The 13,920-nt window shown below is 72.4% G+C and carries 13 protein-coding genes; 8 read left to right on the top strand and 5 right to left on the bottom strand.

Features of this window, described 5'->3' with window-relative positions; genetic code table 11:
- Positions 1–192 precede the first annotated feature (192 nt).
- Entirely contained in the window at positions 193–840 is a 648-nt protein-coding gene (locus AC3IX6_RS21145) for a TetR family transcriptional regulator (RefSeq protein ID WP_250742709.1), read from the top strand.
- 137 nt (positions 841–977) lie between these two features.
- Here AC3IX6_RS21145 and AC3IX6_RS21140 read toward each other — a convergent pair whose 3' ends face one another.
- From AC3IX6_RS21140 to AC3IX6_RS21130, 3 genes are all read right to left on the bottom strand, one after another.
- Positions 978–1,451 (bottom strand): nitroreductase family deazaflavin-dependent oxidoreductase, encoded by a 474-nt coding sequence (locus AC3IX6_RS21140; protein WP_327253356.1) that lies wholly within the window; start codon positions 1,449–1,451, stop codon positions 978–980.
- The gene (locus AC3IX6_RS21135; RefSeq protein ID WP_489363562.1) at positions 1,451–2,671 is read right to left on the bottom strand and encodes an acyl-CoA dehydrogenase family protein; all 1,221 of its coding nucleotides are present in this window, start codon (positions 2,669–2,671) and stop codon (positions 1,451–1,453) included. Before AC3IX6_RS21135 ends, AC3IX6_RS21140 begins: the two co-directional genes overlap by 1 nt.
- 221 nt (positions 2,672–2,892) lie before the next feature.
- Complete coding sequence (locus AC3IX6_RS21130; RefSeq protein ID WP_489371515.1) at positions 2,893–3,384, bottom strand: nucleotidyltransferase domain-containing protein; 492 nt, start codon at positions 3,382–3,384, stop codon at positions 2,893–2,895.
- Between the two features lie 91 nt (positions 3,385–3,475).
- On the opposite strand from AC3IX6_RS21130, the gene AC3IX6_RS21125 reads away from it, so the two are divergent.
- Together AC3IX6_RS21125 and AC3IX6_RS21120 are read left to right on the top strand one after the other, a co-directional pair.
- Positions 3,476–4,687, top strand: coding sequence for an acetyl-CoA acetyltransferase (locus AC3IX6_RS21125; protein WP_489363561.1), 1,212 nt, complete (start codon positions 3,476–3,478; stop codon positions 4,685–4,687).
- Between the two features lie 95 nt (positions 4,688–4,782).
- Positions 4,783–5,715, top strand: coding sequence for a D-alanyl-D-alanine carboxypeptidase family protein (locus tag AC3IX6_RS21120; RefSeq protein ID WP_489363559.1), 933 nt, complete (start codon positions 4,783–4,785; stop codon positions 5,713–5,715).
- Between the two features lie 110 nt (positions 5,716–5,825).
- Here AC3IX6_RS21120 and AC3IX6_RS21115 read toward each other — a convergent pair whose 3' ends face one another.
- Positions 5,826–6,323: a hypothetical protein gene (locus tag AC3IX6_RS21115; protein ID WP_489363557.1), complete on the bottom strand. Its 498-nt coding sequence runs from the start codon at positions 6,321–6,323 to the stop codon at positions 5,826–5,828.
- A gap of 91 nt (positions 6,324–6,414) precedes the next feature.
- On the opposite strand from AC3IX6_RS21115, the gene AC3IX6_RS21110 reads away from it, so the two are divergent.
- Positions 6,415–7,110: a pyridoxine/pyridoxamine 5'-phosphate oxidase gene (locus tag AC3IX6_RS21110; RefSeq protein ID WP_489363555.1), complete on the top strand. Its 696-nt coding sequence runs from the start codon at positions 6,415–6,417 to the stop codon at positions 7,108–7,110.
- A gap of 239 nt (positions 7,111–7,349) precedes the next feature.
- Here AC3IX6_RS21110 and AC3IX6_RS21105 read toward each other — a convergent pair whose 3' ends face one another.
- Positions 7,350–7,808, bottom strand: coding sequence for a Zn-ribbon domain-containing OB-fold protein (locus AC3IX6_RS21105; RefSeq protein WP_489363554.1), 459 nt, complete (start codon positions 7,806–7,808; stop codon positions 7,350–7,352).
- Positions 7,809–8,010: 202 nt separating this feature from the next.
- Here AC3IX6_RS21105 and AC3IX6_RS21100 point away from each other — a divergent pair, with 202 nt between their 5' ends.
- The 4 genes from AC3IX6_RS21100 (at position 8,011) to AC3IX6_RS21085 (ending at position 13,902) form a co-directional block, all read left to right on the top strand.
- Positions 8,011–9,204, top strand: a complete 1,194-nt coding sequence (locus AC3IX6_RS21100; RefSeq protein WP_489363552.1) for a flavin-containing monooxygenase — start codon at positions 8,011–8,013, stop codon at positions 9,202–9,204.
- 82 nt (positions 9,205–9,286) lie between these two features.
- Positions 9,287–9,664, top strand: a complete 378-nt coding sequence (locus AC3IX6_RS21095; RefSeq protein WP_489363550.1) for a DUF5713 family protein — start codon at positions 9,287–9,289, stop codon at positions 9,662–9,664.
- A 270-nt stretch (positions 9,665–9,934) separates the two neighbouring features.
- Positions 9,935–12,169 (top strand): acetate--CoA ligase family protein, encoded by a 2,235-nt coding sequence (locus AC3IX6_RS21090; protein WP_489363548.1) that lies wholly within the window; start codon positions 9,935–9,937, stop codon positions 12,167–12,169.
- 929 nt (positions 12,170–13,098) lie between these two features.
- Entirely contained in the window at positions 13,099–13,902 is an 804-nt protein-coding gene (locus AC3IX6_RS21085) for an enoyl-CoA hydratase/isomerase family protein (protein WP_489363546.1), read from the top strand.
- The last annotated feature ends 18 nt before the right edge of the window (positions 13,903–13,920 follow it).

Genomic DNA, 13,920 nt, shown 5'->3' with positions numbered 1-13,920 from the left:
TTGTCCACAGCCTGTTGATAAGACTATTCGGGGGATAGGCTCCGAAGGCGGACGGCGCGCCCGGGGCCCGCGCCCGGCCGGAACCGGTCGCGGTAACGGGCCGGGACGGGCGTACGCCCAGGCCAGGCGTCCCGTAACCCCATTTGCAGGCGGCCGAATCGCGCGCGGATCACCCCTCGGTAAGCTGACGGCATGACAGGACAAGTACGCACCGTCGACGGCCGCGTTGCCGGCCGGCGCGGTCAGGCGACGAGGCAGAAGCTGCTCGACTGCCTCAGCGAGATGCTCAGCTCCTCGCCGTACCGCGACGTCAAAGTGATCGACGTCGCCCGCAAGGCCGGTACCTCCCCCGCGACCTTCTACCAGTACTTCCCGGACGTCGAAGGTGCCGTCCTGGAGATCGCGGAGCGCATGGCCAACGAGGGCGCGCAGCTGACCTCGCTGGTCGAGGGGCGCGCGTGGGTCGGCAAGGCGGGCTGGGCGGCGGCCGAGGAACTCGTGGACGGCTTCCTGGAGTTCTGGCGGCGCAACGACGCCATCCTGCGGGTCGTCGACCTCGGTGCGGCCGAGGGCGACAAGCGGTTCTACAAGATCCGCATGAAGATCCTCAACTCCGTCACCAACTCCCTCACGGAGTCGATGAAGGAGCTCCAGGCCAAGGGCAAGGTCGACAAGGACGTGAGCCCGGCGGCGATGGCCGGTTCGCTGGTCGCCATGCTCGCGGCGGTCGCCTCGCACCAGAAGGGGTTCCAGACCTGGGGCGTCAAGCAGGCGGAACTGAAGCCGAACCTGGCGCTCCTGGTCCACCTGGGCATCACGGGCAAGAAGCCGACGAAGTAAGCGGCGGACCCCCACCGGGTCCGCCGCGCCTTCGGCCTTACAGGGCTTCGGCCTTACAGGGCTTCGGCCTTACAGGGCCTCGGCCTTACCCTGCTTCGGCCTTACGGGACTTCCACCTCAGGGGACTTCCGCCGCGATCAGCGACGCTCCAGGCGGAACAACCGGATCTCGCGCTCGATGCGCGCCTGGTACGCCGCGTACGGCGGCCAGAACTTCAGCACCGCCTGCCACGCCGCCGCGCGTTCCTCACCCGCCAGCAGGCGGGCGCGTACGGCGATGTCCTGACCCTTCCAACTCACGTCCGCGTCAGGATTCTTGAGCAGGTTCCCGGTCCAGGCCGGGTGTCCGGGGCGGCCGAAGTTCGAGCCGATCAGGATCCAGCTCGCCCCGTCCTGCTCCGGCATGCACGCGAGCGGGGTGGTGCGCGGCTCGCCGGTCTTGGCTCCCTTGGCGGTGAGGATCACGCCGGGGAGCATCTGGGCGCTGAGGATGACCTTGCCGCGGGTGAGCTTGTGCACCGCCTTGTCCATGGCGGGGATGAAGTGCGGTGCGATCTTGGCGAACAGCATGGTCGAGGAGACCTTCTGCATCAGCTTGACTCCGGGCGCCATCAGACGGCCACCTTCTCGTTCCGTGGGGCGGGGGTAGGGGCTTGTACGGGCGCGGGTGCGAGCGGTGCGAACAGCCCGGCGGCTTCCGCGGCGTGGGCGCGCAGCCGGTGGACGGGGCCGAAGAGCAGTTCGTCGGCGGCCGCCCGCTTGAAGTAGAGGTGCGCGTCGTGCTCCCAGGTGAAGCCGATGCCGCCGTGCAGCTGGATGGCTTCGCCGGCGGTGATCCGCAGCGCTTCCAGGGCCTGGGCCAGGGCGAGTCCGCCCTGTTCCGGGTCCCAGGCGGCGTAGTAGGCGGCGGAGCGGGCCGCCTGGACCTGTACGTAGAGGTCGGCGAGGCGGTGCTTGACCGCCTGGAACGAGCCGATGGCCCGGCCGAACTGCTCGCGCTGCTGTACGTACTCCACGGTGCGGGCGAGCGCCTGCCCGGCCGCGCCGACCGCTTCGGCGGCCAGGACGGCCGCGGCGCCGCGTCCGGTGGCGGCGAGGGCTCCGGCCACGTCGGCGTCCTCGGCTCCCAGCAACTCCGCCTCTACGTCGCGGAGTTGGATGCGGCCCTGCGGCCGGGTCTCGTCCAGGGTGGTCTGCCGCTCCCGTACGAGGCCGGGCGCGTCCTCCCGTACGAGGAACAGCAGCGTGCGGCTGCGGGCGAACCCTCCCGCGTGCGCGGCGACCAGCAGCAGCGAGGCGCTGTGCCCGTCGAGCACCTGGGCGACCTCCCCGTACAGCCGCCAGCCGCCGTCCACGGCGCGGGCCTGCACCCCGCCGGCCCGGCCGCCGCCCGCCCAGTCGCCCGCGGCGTTGTCCCCGGTCAGCGCGAGGGCGGTGGCCAGGGCGGGGCCGGGTACGGCGAGCGCGGCCGTGAGCCCGCCCGCCGCGAGCGGCGGGAGCAGGGTGGAGCGCTGGTCGCCGGTGCCCAGGGCGGTGACCAGGGGCACGGCGAGCACGGCGGTGGCCAGCAGCGGCGAGGGCAGCAGCACCCGCCCGGTCTCCTCGCAGGCCAGGACCAGGTCGGCGGCGGCGCAGCCGACGCCCCCGTACTCCTCGGCCACGGCGATGCCCGGCAGCCCGAGCTGCCGGGCGAGCTGCTGCCACAGCTCGCGGTCGTGTCCGGCGGCGGTGCGGACGGCGGCCTTGACCTCGTCCGGGCCGCAGCGTTTGCCCAGGATCTCGCGCAGGGTACGGCGTATCTCGTCCTGCTCCGCGGTGAAGGCGGCATCCATCGTCGGGCTCCTCCCCGTATCTGACGGGCCGTCATGTTAGGGCGAGCGGCGCCAGAAACACAGGGGGCGGACCACCCCGAAGCCGACCACCGGGGCGGAGGCCGATGCCCCGCCGGGCCGGAGGGTGGCGCGGCGCCGGGCCGCCAGGGGGCGCGGCCCCGTCGAGGCGGAGCACGGCGACGCCCCGCCGGGCGACCGGGGGGCGACCCGCCTCCCGCGCCTCAGAAGTGGGTGGCGACCCCGAAGGCCCGCCGGAGCTCGGCCATGTCCTGCCGGTCGCGGTCGGTGGGCTCGTAACCCTGGTGGAAATGGACCTGCTGCTCGACGGACAGGCACGGGACGGCGGTCCCCCCGATACCGCCCGCCACGAAGCACGAAGCGGGGTAGTGGAAGGGATCCTCCGGCTCCGGCGAGGCCTGCACCGCCGAGCCGTCGCCCGCGAAGACCAGCGGATGGAGGTCGATCTCCCGGCCGTCGGCGTGCGTGAGGACGAACCGCACGGGGCGCAGGTCCAGGGTCTCCACGAACCCCGCCTCCGCGAGGGCCGCCAGCAGGGCGGGCTCCTGCTCCCGCCGGTGCATCAGGTCCAGATCGCGGTGATCCCGGCTCTGGCGGCCGAGGAGCGCGTCGATCCCCCACCCGCCCCCGACCCAGACGTCCACCCCCGCCCGGCGCAGCAGCGCCAGCACGGACACGACATCGGCGGACTTCATCACGCGGCGCAGCATAGGAGGATTCGCGCCACGGCCCAACCCATCCGGACCCTCTAGCATCTGACGGTACGTCAGTTGTACCGTCAGGGGCATGCCTGGACCTCTCTCCGCCTCCGCCACCGCCTCCGCCGGCCCTCAGGCCCGGCCCCGCCGGGTCGCCGTCGTCGGCGTCGCCCTCTCGGACTGCGGCCGGGTGGACGGCCCCACCCCGTACGCCCTGCACGCGCAGGCCGCCCGCCGGGCCCTGGCCGACTCCGGCCTGGACCGCTCGGTGATCGACGGCTTCGCCTCGGCCGGCCTCGGCATCCTGGCGCCCGTGGAGGTCGCCGAGTACCTGGGCCTGCGCCCCACCTGGGTCGACTCCACCTCGGTCGGCGGCTCCACCTGGGAGGTCATGGCCGCCCACGCCGCCGACGCCATCGCCGCCGGCCACGCCAACGCGGTCCTCCTCGTCTACGGCTCCACCGCGCGCGCCGACATCAAGGCCCGCCGCCGCACCTCGAACCTCTCCTTCGGCGCCCGCGGCCCCCTGCAGTTCGAGGTCCCGTACGGGCACACGCTGGTCTCCAAGTACGCGATGGCCGCGCGCCGCCACATGCACGAGTACGGCACGACGCTGGAGCAGCTCGCCGAGGTGGCGGTGCAGGCACGGGCGAACGCCGCCACCAACCCGGACGCGATGTTCCGCGACCCGATCACGGTCGACGACGTCCTGTCCTCCGGGATGATCGCGGACCCCTTCACGAAGCTGAACTGCTGCATCCGCTCGGACGGCGGCTGCGCGGTCCTGCTGGCCGCGGAGGACTACGTACCGGACACGGCGAAGGAGCCCGTGTGGATCCTCGGCTCCGGCACCGCCGTCTCGCACACCACGATGTCGGAGTGGGAGGACTTCACCGTCTCCCCCGCGGCGGTCTCGGGCCGCCAGGCCTTCGCCCGCGCCGGGCTCACCCCGGCGGACGTGGACCTGGCCGAAATCTACGACGCCTTCACCTATATGACCCTGGTCACCCTGGAGGACCTCGGCTTCTGCGCAAAGGGCGAGGGCGGCGCATTCGTGGAGAAGGGCCGCCTCCTGCGGGACGGCGAATTCCCGGTCAATACGGACGGCGGCGGACTCTCCGCCTGTCATCCGGGCATGCGCGGCCTGTTCCTGTTGGTCGAGGCGGTACGCCAACTGCGCGGCGAGGCGGGAGCGGGCCAGGTCCGCAAACCATCCGGAACCCTCCCACAAGTGGCCGTCGCCTCGGGTACGGGCGGCTGGTTCTGCTCGTCGGGCACGATCATTCTCGGACGGGACTGACTCCCTGCCGGTCGGGCTGCGTAAGCTCCCGGAGGGGCCGGTACCTCGATGTCCACGGCCCCTTCGGGGAATCTCCAGCCATCACGGGAACTGACTTGATATCGAACCTGCTGCGGCGCTCGCGCGCCGCCATCGCCATCACCGTCGCCACCGGCGCCCTCATCGCGGTCGCCTCGCCCGCCCAGGCAGTCACCGGACCGCCGGTCCTCGCCAAGTCGGCCTTCATCATGGACGGCACCACCGGCGCCACGATCGCCAACAAGCTCGGCGACACCAAACTCGAGGGCGCCAGCACCACGAAGATCATGACGGCCCTGGTCGTCCTCACCTCGCCGGGCATCGACCTCAACAAGAAGGTCACGGTCCACCAGGAGTACCTGGACTACGTCGCCCGCGAGGGCGCGAGCACGGCCCGCCTCAAGACCGGCGCCACCCCCACGGTCCGCCAGCTCCTCTACGGGATGATGCTGCCCTCGGGCTGCGACGCGGCCTACGCCCTCGCCGACACCTTCGGCTCGGGCTCCAGCCGGTCGGCGCGCATCCTGGACTTCATCGCGAAGATGAACGCCAAGGCGAAGACCCTCGGCATGACCAACACGTACTACGACGCCTTCGACGGCATCTCGCAGCACGGCAACAACAAGATCACCGCGCGCGACCTGGCGAAGCTCACCCGGGCCGCGATGAAGGGCTCGACCTTCAAGGCGATCGTCAAGACCACCTCGTACAGCACCGGCGGAACCTCCACCTCGGCCACGTGGACGAACACCAACCTGCTGATCACGCCCGGCCACGCCTACCAGACCCAGGGCGCCATCGGCGTCAAGACGGGCAGCGGCTCGGTTGCCGGCCAGTGCCTCGTCTTCTCCGTGACCCGCAACGGCAAGACCATCATCGGCGTCCTGCTGAACTCCACGGACCGCTACCCGGACGCGATCAAGCTCACCGACTGGGCCCTCGGCGCACCCACCGGCACGCCGGCGCTCAAGCGCAGCACCAACGAGCCCATCCCGGACGTCCTCGACTGATGTCGTGACGCCCTGACGCCCTGCTGAAGCACGCGGACGTCCACGGGGGCGCCCCACCCGACCGAACAGGCCGGGCGGGGCGCCCCCGTTCCGCGTTACGGCCAGACGGCCTAGTACTGCCAGCGGGCCTGTGAGCCGTCCATGCGGCAGTAGATCATCCGCCGGTTCGCGGCGTGGGTGGAGCGTCCGAGGTCGGCCTTGCGGCAGAACTGGCCGGCGTTGTAGCAGTTCCCGGCGTTGGAGACGATCTCGCACACCCCGCTCGGGGGCTCCTGCGGCGTCTTGGTGGCGACCGGGGGCTTCGCCGTACTCCGGCTGGGGGTCGGCGCCGGCTTGGCGTCCGCGGGTGCCGGGGTCCGGGTCTTCGTCGGCGTGGGAGTGGGACTGGGCGTCGGCGTCGCCGCCACCGTCGGCGGTGCGGAGGTCGGCGGGGGCGAGACCGCCGGTGCGGAGGTGGTGGCACCGGCCGTCGCCGACACGGGGGCGGACGGAACGGTGGCCGTCCCGCCACCCCCCGGCGCGGGCCCGCAGGCCACCGCTGCACCGGCAACGACCAAGGCCACCAGGGCTCTTCGTATGCCGCCGACTCTGACGCCGCTGTTGTCCATTCCCACGTCTCCCCACGCTCACGACTCACGTAAAGCACGTAAAACCCGCACATCGTAGTGACGCCCGAGCCCCGTGGTGTTCGATTGAGAAATGACGAGCGAGACGAGCGAGACAAGCGAGACGGCCGACGTGAGCGACTTCCACACCACCCTGCACTCCCTGCGCGTCTGGGACGGCCCGCTGCCCTCCTTCGACACGGCCACCGCACCGGCCGAGCCGCTCGAGCTGTTCCGGGAGTGGTTCACGCACGCCGCCAAGGCGGGGCAGCCCGAGCCGCACACGATGAGCCTGGCAACGGTGGACGCGGACGGGCGCCCGGACGTACGCACGCTCATGCTGCACGACGCCGACGAGCGCGGCCTGCACTTCGCCTCGCACTCCACCAGCACGAAGGGCCGGCAGCTGGCCGGGCAGCCCGATGCGGCGCTGGGCTTCTACTGGCCGGCGGTGGCCCGCCAGATCCGCATCCGGGGCCGGGTCACCGCGTGCGACGCGGCGGAGAGCCGCGCCGACCTGGCGGCCCGCACCCGCGGGGCGCTGGCCGCGGCGCTGACGGGGCACCAGAGCGAGGTGCTGGACTCCCGGGAGGAACTGGCCGCCGTCGCGGCGGAGTCCTGGGAGCGGGCCGGCGCGGAGCCGGACGCCCCGGCGCCGACCTGGACCCGGTACGTCCTCTCCCCCACGGAGATCGAGTTCTTCCAGGGAGACCCGGCCCGCCTCCACACCCGCCTGCACTACACCCGCACCCCCACCACCCCCTGGACCCACCACCTCCTGTGGCCCTGACCCCGGGCCACCCCACCCACCCGACCCTTGAGGACCGGGGCCCGGGCTCAGCCAACCCAGCCGTCCGGCGCTTGAGGACCGGGGCCCGGGCTCAGCCAACCCAGCCGTCCGGCGCTTGAGGACCGGGGTCTGGGGCGGAGCCCCAGGGGGGGTCCGGGCAGCGCCCGGGGAACGGTGGAAGGGCGGGTAGGGGACTCCGCCCCGCAGGGCCGAACCACCCGCACCCGCACCCGGGCCGGTCAGGCCACCCGCGGAGCGAAAACCGCCACCCAGACACCCTCCGCCGCCTCCCGGAAGGCAACCGCCAGCTCCATGCCCACCCGGAGCTCAAGCCCCGGCTCAAGCCCCGGCTCGACCCCTTCCCCACCCACGACCTCGGTCATCATCCGCGGCCCCTCCTCAAGATCCACCACCGCCGCCACGTACGGCACCCGCCCCCCGAAGGGCGGCAGGTCGTTCCGGTGGATCACCGACCAGGTGTACAGCGTGGCCCGCCCGCTCGCCGTCTCCCACGTGACGCGGTCCTCCCCCGCCCAGCAGGCCGGGCAGAACTCCCGCGGGTAGTGGTGCGCCTTGCCGCACTCCCCGCAGCGCCGCAGCAACAGCCGCCCCTCCGCGGCCGCGTCCCAGTAGGGCCGCGTGAAGTCGTCGATCTCCGGCAGGTCGAACCGCGCAGCCGTACCGGCTCCAGTACTCACGACACCACTCCTCCACGGCGGGACCCATCTGACGTCCCGTCAGTTCAGCGGATCCCACCCCATCACACAAGCCCTCACCCACAAGGCCCACCCACCGGACCCCCGCCCGCCCACCCACCCACCACTCCCCGTAATCGATCCGCAACCGATTCCCTCCTCGTCCGAGACCCACCGCCCCCGTACGGCGATACGCTCACACCTCATGCCCGGAGTCCCCACAGCACCCGACCTGTCCACCCAGCCCCGCCCGGTCTACGTGATCGGCGCCGGCCCCGGCGGCCTCGCCGTAGCCGCCGCGCTGCGCGCCCGCGGGATCCGCGCGGTGGTCGTGGAGAAGTCGGAATCGGTCGGCGCTTCCTGGCGGCGGCACTACGACCGCCTCCACCTGCACACCACCCGCCGCCTCTCCGCCCTCCCGGGCCTGGCCATGCCGCGCCGCTTCGGACGCTGGGTGGCCCGCGAGAACGTGGTGCGCTACCTGGAGAAGTACGCCGAGTTCCACGAGCTGGAGATCGCCACCGGCATCGAGGTGACCCGCATCGAGCCCGCAGCGGACTCCGACCCCGACTCCCCCCACGCCCCCGGCTGGACCCTGCACGCCACCGGCGGCCGCGTGATGGCGGCCCGGGCGGTCGTGGTCGCGACGGGGTTCAACCACACCCCCTTCGTCCCCGACTGGCCCGGCCGGGACACCTTCCCGGGCCCCCTCGCCCACGCCGCCGAGTACCGCAACCCCGCCCCCTACGCCGGCCGCGACGTCCTCGTCGTGGGCGTCGGCAACACCGGCGCAGAGATAGCCGTCGACCTCGCCGAAGGCGGCGCCGCCCGGGTCCGGCTCGCGGTGCGCACCGCCCCGCACATCCTGCGCCGCTCCACCGCCGGCTGGCCCTCCCAGCGGACCGGCATCCTGGTCCGGCGCCTCCCGGTCCGGCTCGTCGACCGGCTCGGCGCGATCGTCGGCAAGGTCTCGGTCCCGGACCTGTCCGCGTACGGACTCCCGCGCCCCACCACCGGCCTGTACAGCAGGGTCAAGGAGGGGGCGATCCCGCTCCAGGACGTCGGCCTGATCGACGCGGTCCGCACGGGCCGGGTGGAGCCCGTGGCCGCCGTCGCCTCCTTCGACGGAGCCGAGGTGGTCCTCGCGGACGGCTCGCGGATCACCCCGGACGCCGTGATCGCGGCCACCGGCTACCGCCGCGCCCTGGAGGGCCTGGTCGGCGGCCTGGACGTCCTGGACGACCGCGGCCGCCCCCGTACGCACGGCGCCAGGACCCCACCCGACGCCCCAGGCCTCTACTTCACCGGTTTCACCAACCCCATCAGCGGCAACCTCCGCGAACTGGCCCTGGACGCCGAAAAGATCGCGAAGGGCATAGCCCGAACGATCGACACCTAGGCCTCCCCCACCCCAGCCCGGTTGTCAGTGGCCTGGTGCAGCATCGACACACGAACCCATCACCAAAACACAGGGGATCACGGTGTCGATCACAAGGCCGACCACAACACCGTCCACAACACCGATCACGAACCACCAAACAGCAGCCCACCCCTTCCTGAAGCAGCTCTACGGGGACGCGTACTACCCCGATCACGTCCTCGACAAGGGCCGGGCCGTCCTCCTCCGGCTGTGCGCGCGCATCGAGGCCGAGCAGCCCTCGAACCTGGCCGCGCTGTACGTGCTGACGGGGGCGGCGACCGAGGAGTTCAACCTCCTGGAAGCGGAGTTCGAGGCCGCGGGGAGCGAGATCGAGACCGTGGCGCGCGAGGAGATAGCCGAGGACTTCGCGTTCGTGGCCTCCGCGTACGGATTCCCGGACGCGGACATCGAGGAGCTCATCTCCCCCCGCGAGTGGTGAGCGCCCGGGGTGCCAAGTGGCCCCGCCGACCCTCTGACCTCGGCCGAATACTGGTCTGGACCGGACCCCGGTGATCTGAGACCGTTCCCTGAACGACCCCGGACGCCACCCCCGGATCGCCCCCGGGGGCCGGGCCGCGAGCGTTCCACACATCACCTCCACCAGCTTTCCTGTGCATCCCTGTTCCTGACGGCACGTCAGTTCAGTAATCTGACTACGCGTCAGTTATTGAGATTCGTCGAGGTTCATCGAGCAGGAGCGGGCGGAACGATGCTTGGATCTACTCACGGCACCCTCACCACCGACTTCCGCGCACGTGTCGAGGCCTGCGGGGAGACCCCCAGGACGGCCGTCCACTCCACAGCGGCTCCGTCCGCCGAGGACACGGTCGCGCTGGACGTCAGCGGTCGGCCCCTGCACGCCGACGCCCCCGACCTGGACCGGTTCTTCCGGCCCGAGTCCGTGGCGGTCATCGGCGCCTCGGACGCCGACGGCAGACCGAACACCGGCATCACCCGCCAGCTGATCGCCTGGGCGGAACGCGTCGGTGCCCGACTGCACCCGGTACACCCCACCCGGGCCACGGTCTTCGGGCTGCCCTGCCACGCCTCCGTGGCCGACCTGCCCGAACAGGTGGACCTCGCCGTCCTCCTCGTAGCCGACCCCCTCCCCGTCGTGGAACAACTGGCGGAAGCCAAGGTCAAGTTCGCGGTCGCCTTCGCCTCCGGCTTCGCCGAGACCGGCGACGAGGGCGCCGCCGCGCAGGCCCGCCTGGGCGCCGCCGTACGGCGCTCGGGCATCCGCCTCCTCGGGCCCAACACGAACCTCAACGCCTTCGAGAGGTTCCGCGACGACCTCGACGGCCCGGCCATCGCGCTCATCACCCAGTCCGGACACCAGGGCCGCCCCGTCTACACCCTCCAGGAGCTGGGCATCCGCCTCTCCCACTGGGCGCCCACCGGCAACGAGGCCGACCTCGAAACCTCCGACTTCATCTCCTACTTCGCCGAGCAGCCCGAGGTCGGGGCCATCGCCTGCTACGTGGAGGGCCTCAAGGACGGCCGGCAGTTCCTCCTCGCCGCCGACCGGGCCGCCCGCAACGGCGTCCCCGTCGTCGCCGTCAAGGTCGGCCGCACCGAGACCGGCGCCCGCATGGCCGCCTCGCACACCGGGAAGCTGACCGGTGCGGACACCGTCGTGGACGCCGCCATGCGGCAGTTCGGCGTCATCCGCGTCGACGGCCTCGACGAACTCCAGGACACCGCGGCCCTCCTGGCCCGCGCCCGGAAGCCCCTCGCCGACGGAGTGGTCGTCTACTCCATCTCCGGCGGCACCGGAGCCCACTTCTCCGACCTGGCCACCGAGGCGGGCCTCAGCATCCCCACCCTCTCCCAGGCCAAGCAGGACGAACTGCACCAGTGGATTCCCTCCTACCTGGGCGTCTCCAACCCCGTGGACAACGGCGGCCACCCGGTAGGCGACTGGCGCGGCCGCAAAATCATCGACGCGATCCTCGCGGACCCCTCGGTCGGCGTCCTGATCTGCCCGATAACGGGCCCCTTCCCCCCGATGAGCGACAAACTCGCACAGGACCTGGTGGACGCGGCCGAACAAACCGACAAACTCATCTGCGTGATCTGGGGCTCCCCGGTCGGCACGGAGGAGGCCTACCGCACCACGCTCCTCGGCTCCTCCCGGGTCGCGACCTTCCGCACCTTCGGCAACTGCATCACCGCCGTCCGCGCCTACCTCGGCCACCACCGCTTCACCGCCGCCTACCGCTCCCCCTTCGAGGACGCCCCGCGCACCACCTCGCCCTCCTTCCGCAAGGCCCAGGCCCTCATGCGTCCGGGCCAGCAGCTCAGCGAACACGCGGCGAAGCAGCTCCTGCGCGCCTACGGGATACGCGTGCCCCGCGAGCAACTGGTGACCAGCGCCGCAGCGGCCGTACGGGCGGCCGGACTGGTCGGCTACCCGGTCGTCATGAAGGCCTCGGGCCCCCAGCTCGCACACAAGACCGAGCTCGGCCTCGTCAAGATCGGCCTGACCTCGGCGAGCCAGATCCGCGACGCCTACCGCGAGCTGACGGACATCGCACGCTACGAGAACGTCCCCCTGGACGGGATCCTCGTCTGCCAGATGGTGGAGCGCGGCGTCGAAATGGTCGTCGGGGTCACCCAGGACGAACTCTTCGGCCCGACCGTCACCGTCGGACTGGGCGGGGTCCTGGTGGAGGTCCTTCACGACGTGGCCGTCCGGGTCCCGCCCTTCGGGGAGGACCAGGCCCGGGCCATGCTCGGGGAGCTGCGCGGGCACGCGCTGCTGGAGGGCGTGCGGGGGGCGCCCCCCGCGGACGTCGACGCGCTGGTGGAAGTCATCCTCCGCGTCCAGCGGATGGCGATGGAACTGGGCGACGAACTCTCCGAACTGGACATCAACCCCTTGATGGTCCTCCCCCGAGGCCAGGGCGCGGTAGCCCTGGACGCCCTGGCCATCTGCCGCTAGCCCCCGCCCGTGCCACCCGCCACCGAGCCCTGGCGCCACCCAGCCGGGAGCCGGGCGGCGCCGCCCGGGACCGGAATCCCCCTGCGGAGCCACCGGCCCCGGGGCCCAGACCCCCGCTGCGCGGGGCGGAGTTCCCCTACCCGCCCTTCCACCGTTCCCCGGGCGCTGCCCGGACCCGCGCCTCAAACGCCGGCGAGGCTGGGGGATGCCCCGGGCCAGCCCGGACCCGGACCTCAAACGCCGGACGGGCTGGAGAGGGGCCCCGGGCTGTGCCCGGACCCCCTGGGTCTCCGCCCCAGACCCCGGTCCTCAAACGCCGGACGGCTGAGAAACCCAAACCCCGGCCAGGACCGGAAGACCAACCCCCCGGCGGGCCGGAAGGGTCAGCCCCGGGCAAGGCCGGAAGCCCAACCCCCGACCGGGGCCCGAAGACCAACCCCCGGCGGGGCCGGAAGGGTCAGCCCCCGGACGGGGCCGGAAGATCAACCCCCGGACGGTCCGAAAGACCAACCCCCGGGCGGGAACGGAAGGTCGACCCCGGACAGGGCTGGAAGGCCGACCCCGGCCGGGGCTGGAAGGTCACCCCCAGGCGGGGCTGGAAGGTCGCCCCCGGGCGGGGCCGGAGGTGGAGGGGTCGGGCCCGGCGGGGCGGGGACGGGGACGGGGTGGGGTGTTGGCCTGGACGTAGAGCGTGATGTGTGGCGCGAGAACACCCCGCGCCCTGTCGGAGTCGAGCACAGGGCGCCTAAATCATGCAGTCCAGGCCAACACCCCACCCCGGCACCGGCACCGACCCACCCGCAGCCCACCCCACGTACCGCCGGACCCCAACCACAACACAGCCCCGCCGGCGTTTGAGGCGCAGGGGTCCGGGGACCGGTCCCCGGCAACGGCGCCGCACCCACCCACCCACGAGCAAGGAGTCCACCATGACCGGCACCCCGGAGGACGAAGTCCTCCACCGCTTCGAGAGCGGCGTCTCCTGGATCACCCTCAACCGCCCGGAGGCCATGAACGCCGTCACCTGGGACCAGCGCGAGCGCGTCATCGGGCTCCTCGCAGATGCCTCCGCCGACCCCGACGTGCGAGCCGTCGTCATCACCGCCACCGGCAAGGGCTTCTGCGCGGGCGCCGACCTCCGCGGAGCCCCCGCCGCCCCGGCGGAGCGCGTCGCCGGCGACGTGGCCCGCATGATCCGGCTCGGCGCGCAGCGCCTGATCACGGCCGTGCTCGACTGCGAAAAGCCGGTCATCGCCGCCGTGAACGGCACCGCAGCCGGCATCGGCGCCCACCTCGCGCTCGCCTGCGACCTGGTCATCGCCGCCGAACCGGCCCGTTTCATCGAGGTGTTCGTCCGCCGCGGCCTGGTGCCCGACGGCGGCGGCGCGTACCTCCTCCCCCGCCTCCTCGGACCGCAGAAGGCGAAGGAGCTGATGTTCTTCGGCGACGCCGTCCCCGCGGCGGAGGCCGAGCGGCTCGGGCTGGTGAACAAGGTGGTGCCCGCCGAGGCGCTGGAGGAGACCGCCCGGGAGTGGGCGGAGCGCCTCGCGCAGGGCCCCACCCGCGCCCTGGCGCTGACGAAGCAGCTGGTCAACGCCTCCCTGGACAGTGACCGGGCGACCGCGCTCGCCGCCGAGGCCACCGCCCAGGAGCTCAACATGACCACGGCCGACGCGAACGAGGGGGTCGCCAGCTTCGTGGAGCGCCGCACCCCGAAGTACCTCGGCCGGTAACAGCAACGAGGACGAGCC

The organism is Streptomyces sp. GL_141 (assembly GCF_057834385.1).
The sequence above is the reverse complement of the archived record's forward strand: the minus strand, read 5'-3'. Positions and strand labels throughout refer to the sequence as shown.

Excerpts from the sequence above, each read along its gene's own strand:
- AC3IX6_RS21100 (WP_489363552.1), top strand. The coding sequence starts at position 8,011 with ATGCCCGGAGTCCCCACAGCACCCGACCTGTCCACCCAGCCCCGCCCG.
- AC3IX6_RS21130 (WP_489371515.1), bottom strand. The coding sequence starts at position 3,384 with ATGAAGTCCGCCGATGTCGTGTCCGTGCTGGCGCTGCTGCGCCGGGCG.
- AC3IX6_RS21125 (WP_489363561.1), top strand. The coding sequence starts at position 3,476 with ATGCCTGGACCTCTCTCCGCCTCCGCCACCGCCTCCGCCGGCCCTCAG.
- AC3IX6_RS21140 (WP_327253356.1), bottom strand. The coding sequence starts at position 1,451 with ATGGCGCCCGGAGTCAAGCTGATGCAGAAGGTCTCCTCGACCATGCTG.
- AC3IX6_RS21110 (WP_489363555.1), top strand. The coding sequence starts at position 6,415 with ATGACGAGCGAGACGAGCGAGACAAGCGAGACGGCCGACGTGAGCGAC.
- AC3IX6_RS21090 (WP_489363548.1), top strand. The coding sequence starts at position 9,935 with ATGCTTGGATCTACTCACGGCACCCTCACCACCGACTTCCGCGCACGT.
- AC3IX6_RS21145 (WP_250742709.1), top strand. The coding sequence starts at position 193 with ATGACAGGACAAGTACGCACCGTCGACGGCCGCGTTGCCGGCCGGCGC.
- AC3IX6_RS21135 (WP_489363562.1), bottom strand. The coding sequence starts at position 2,671 with ATGGATGCCGCCTTCACCGCGGAGCAGGACGAGATACGCCGTACCCTG.
- AC3IX6_RS21085 (WP_489363546.1), top strand. The coding sequence starts at position 13,099 with ATGACCGGCACCCCGGAGGACGAAGTCCTCCACCGCTTCGAGAGCGGC.
- AC3IX6_RS21115 (WP_489363557.1), bottom strand. The coding sequence starts at position 6,323 with ATGGACAACAGCGGCGTCAGAGTCGGCGGCATACGAAGAGCCCTGGTG.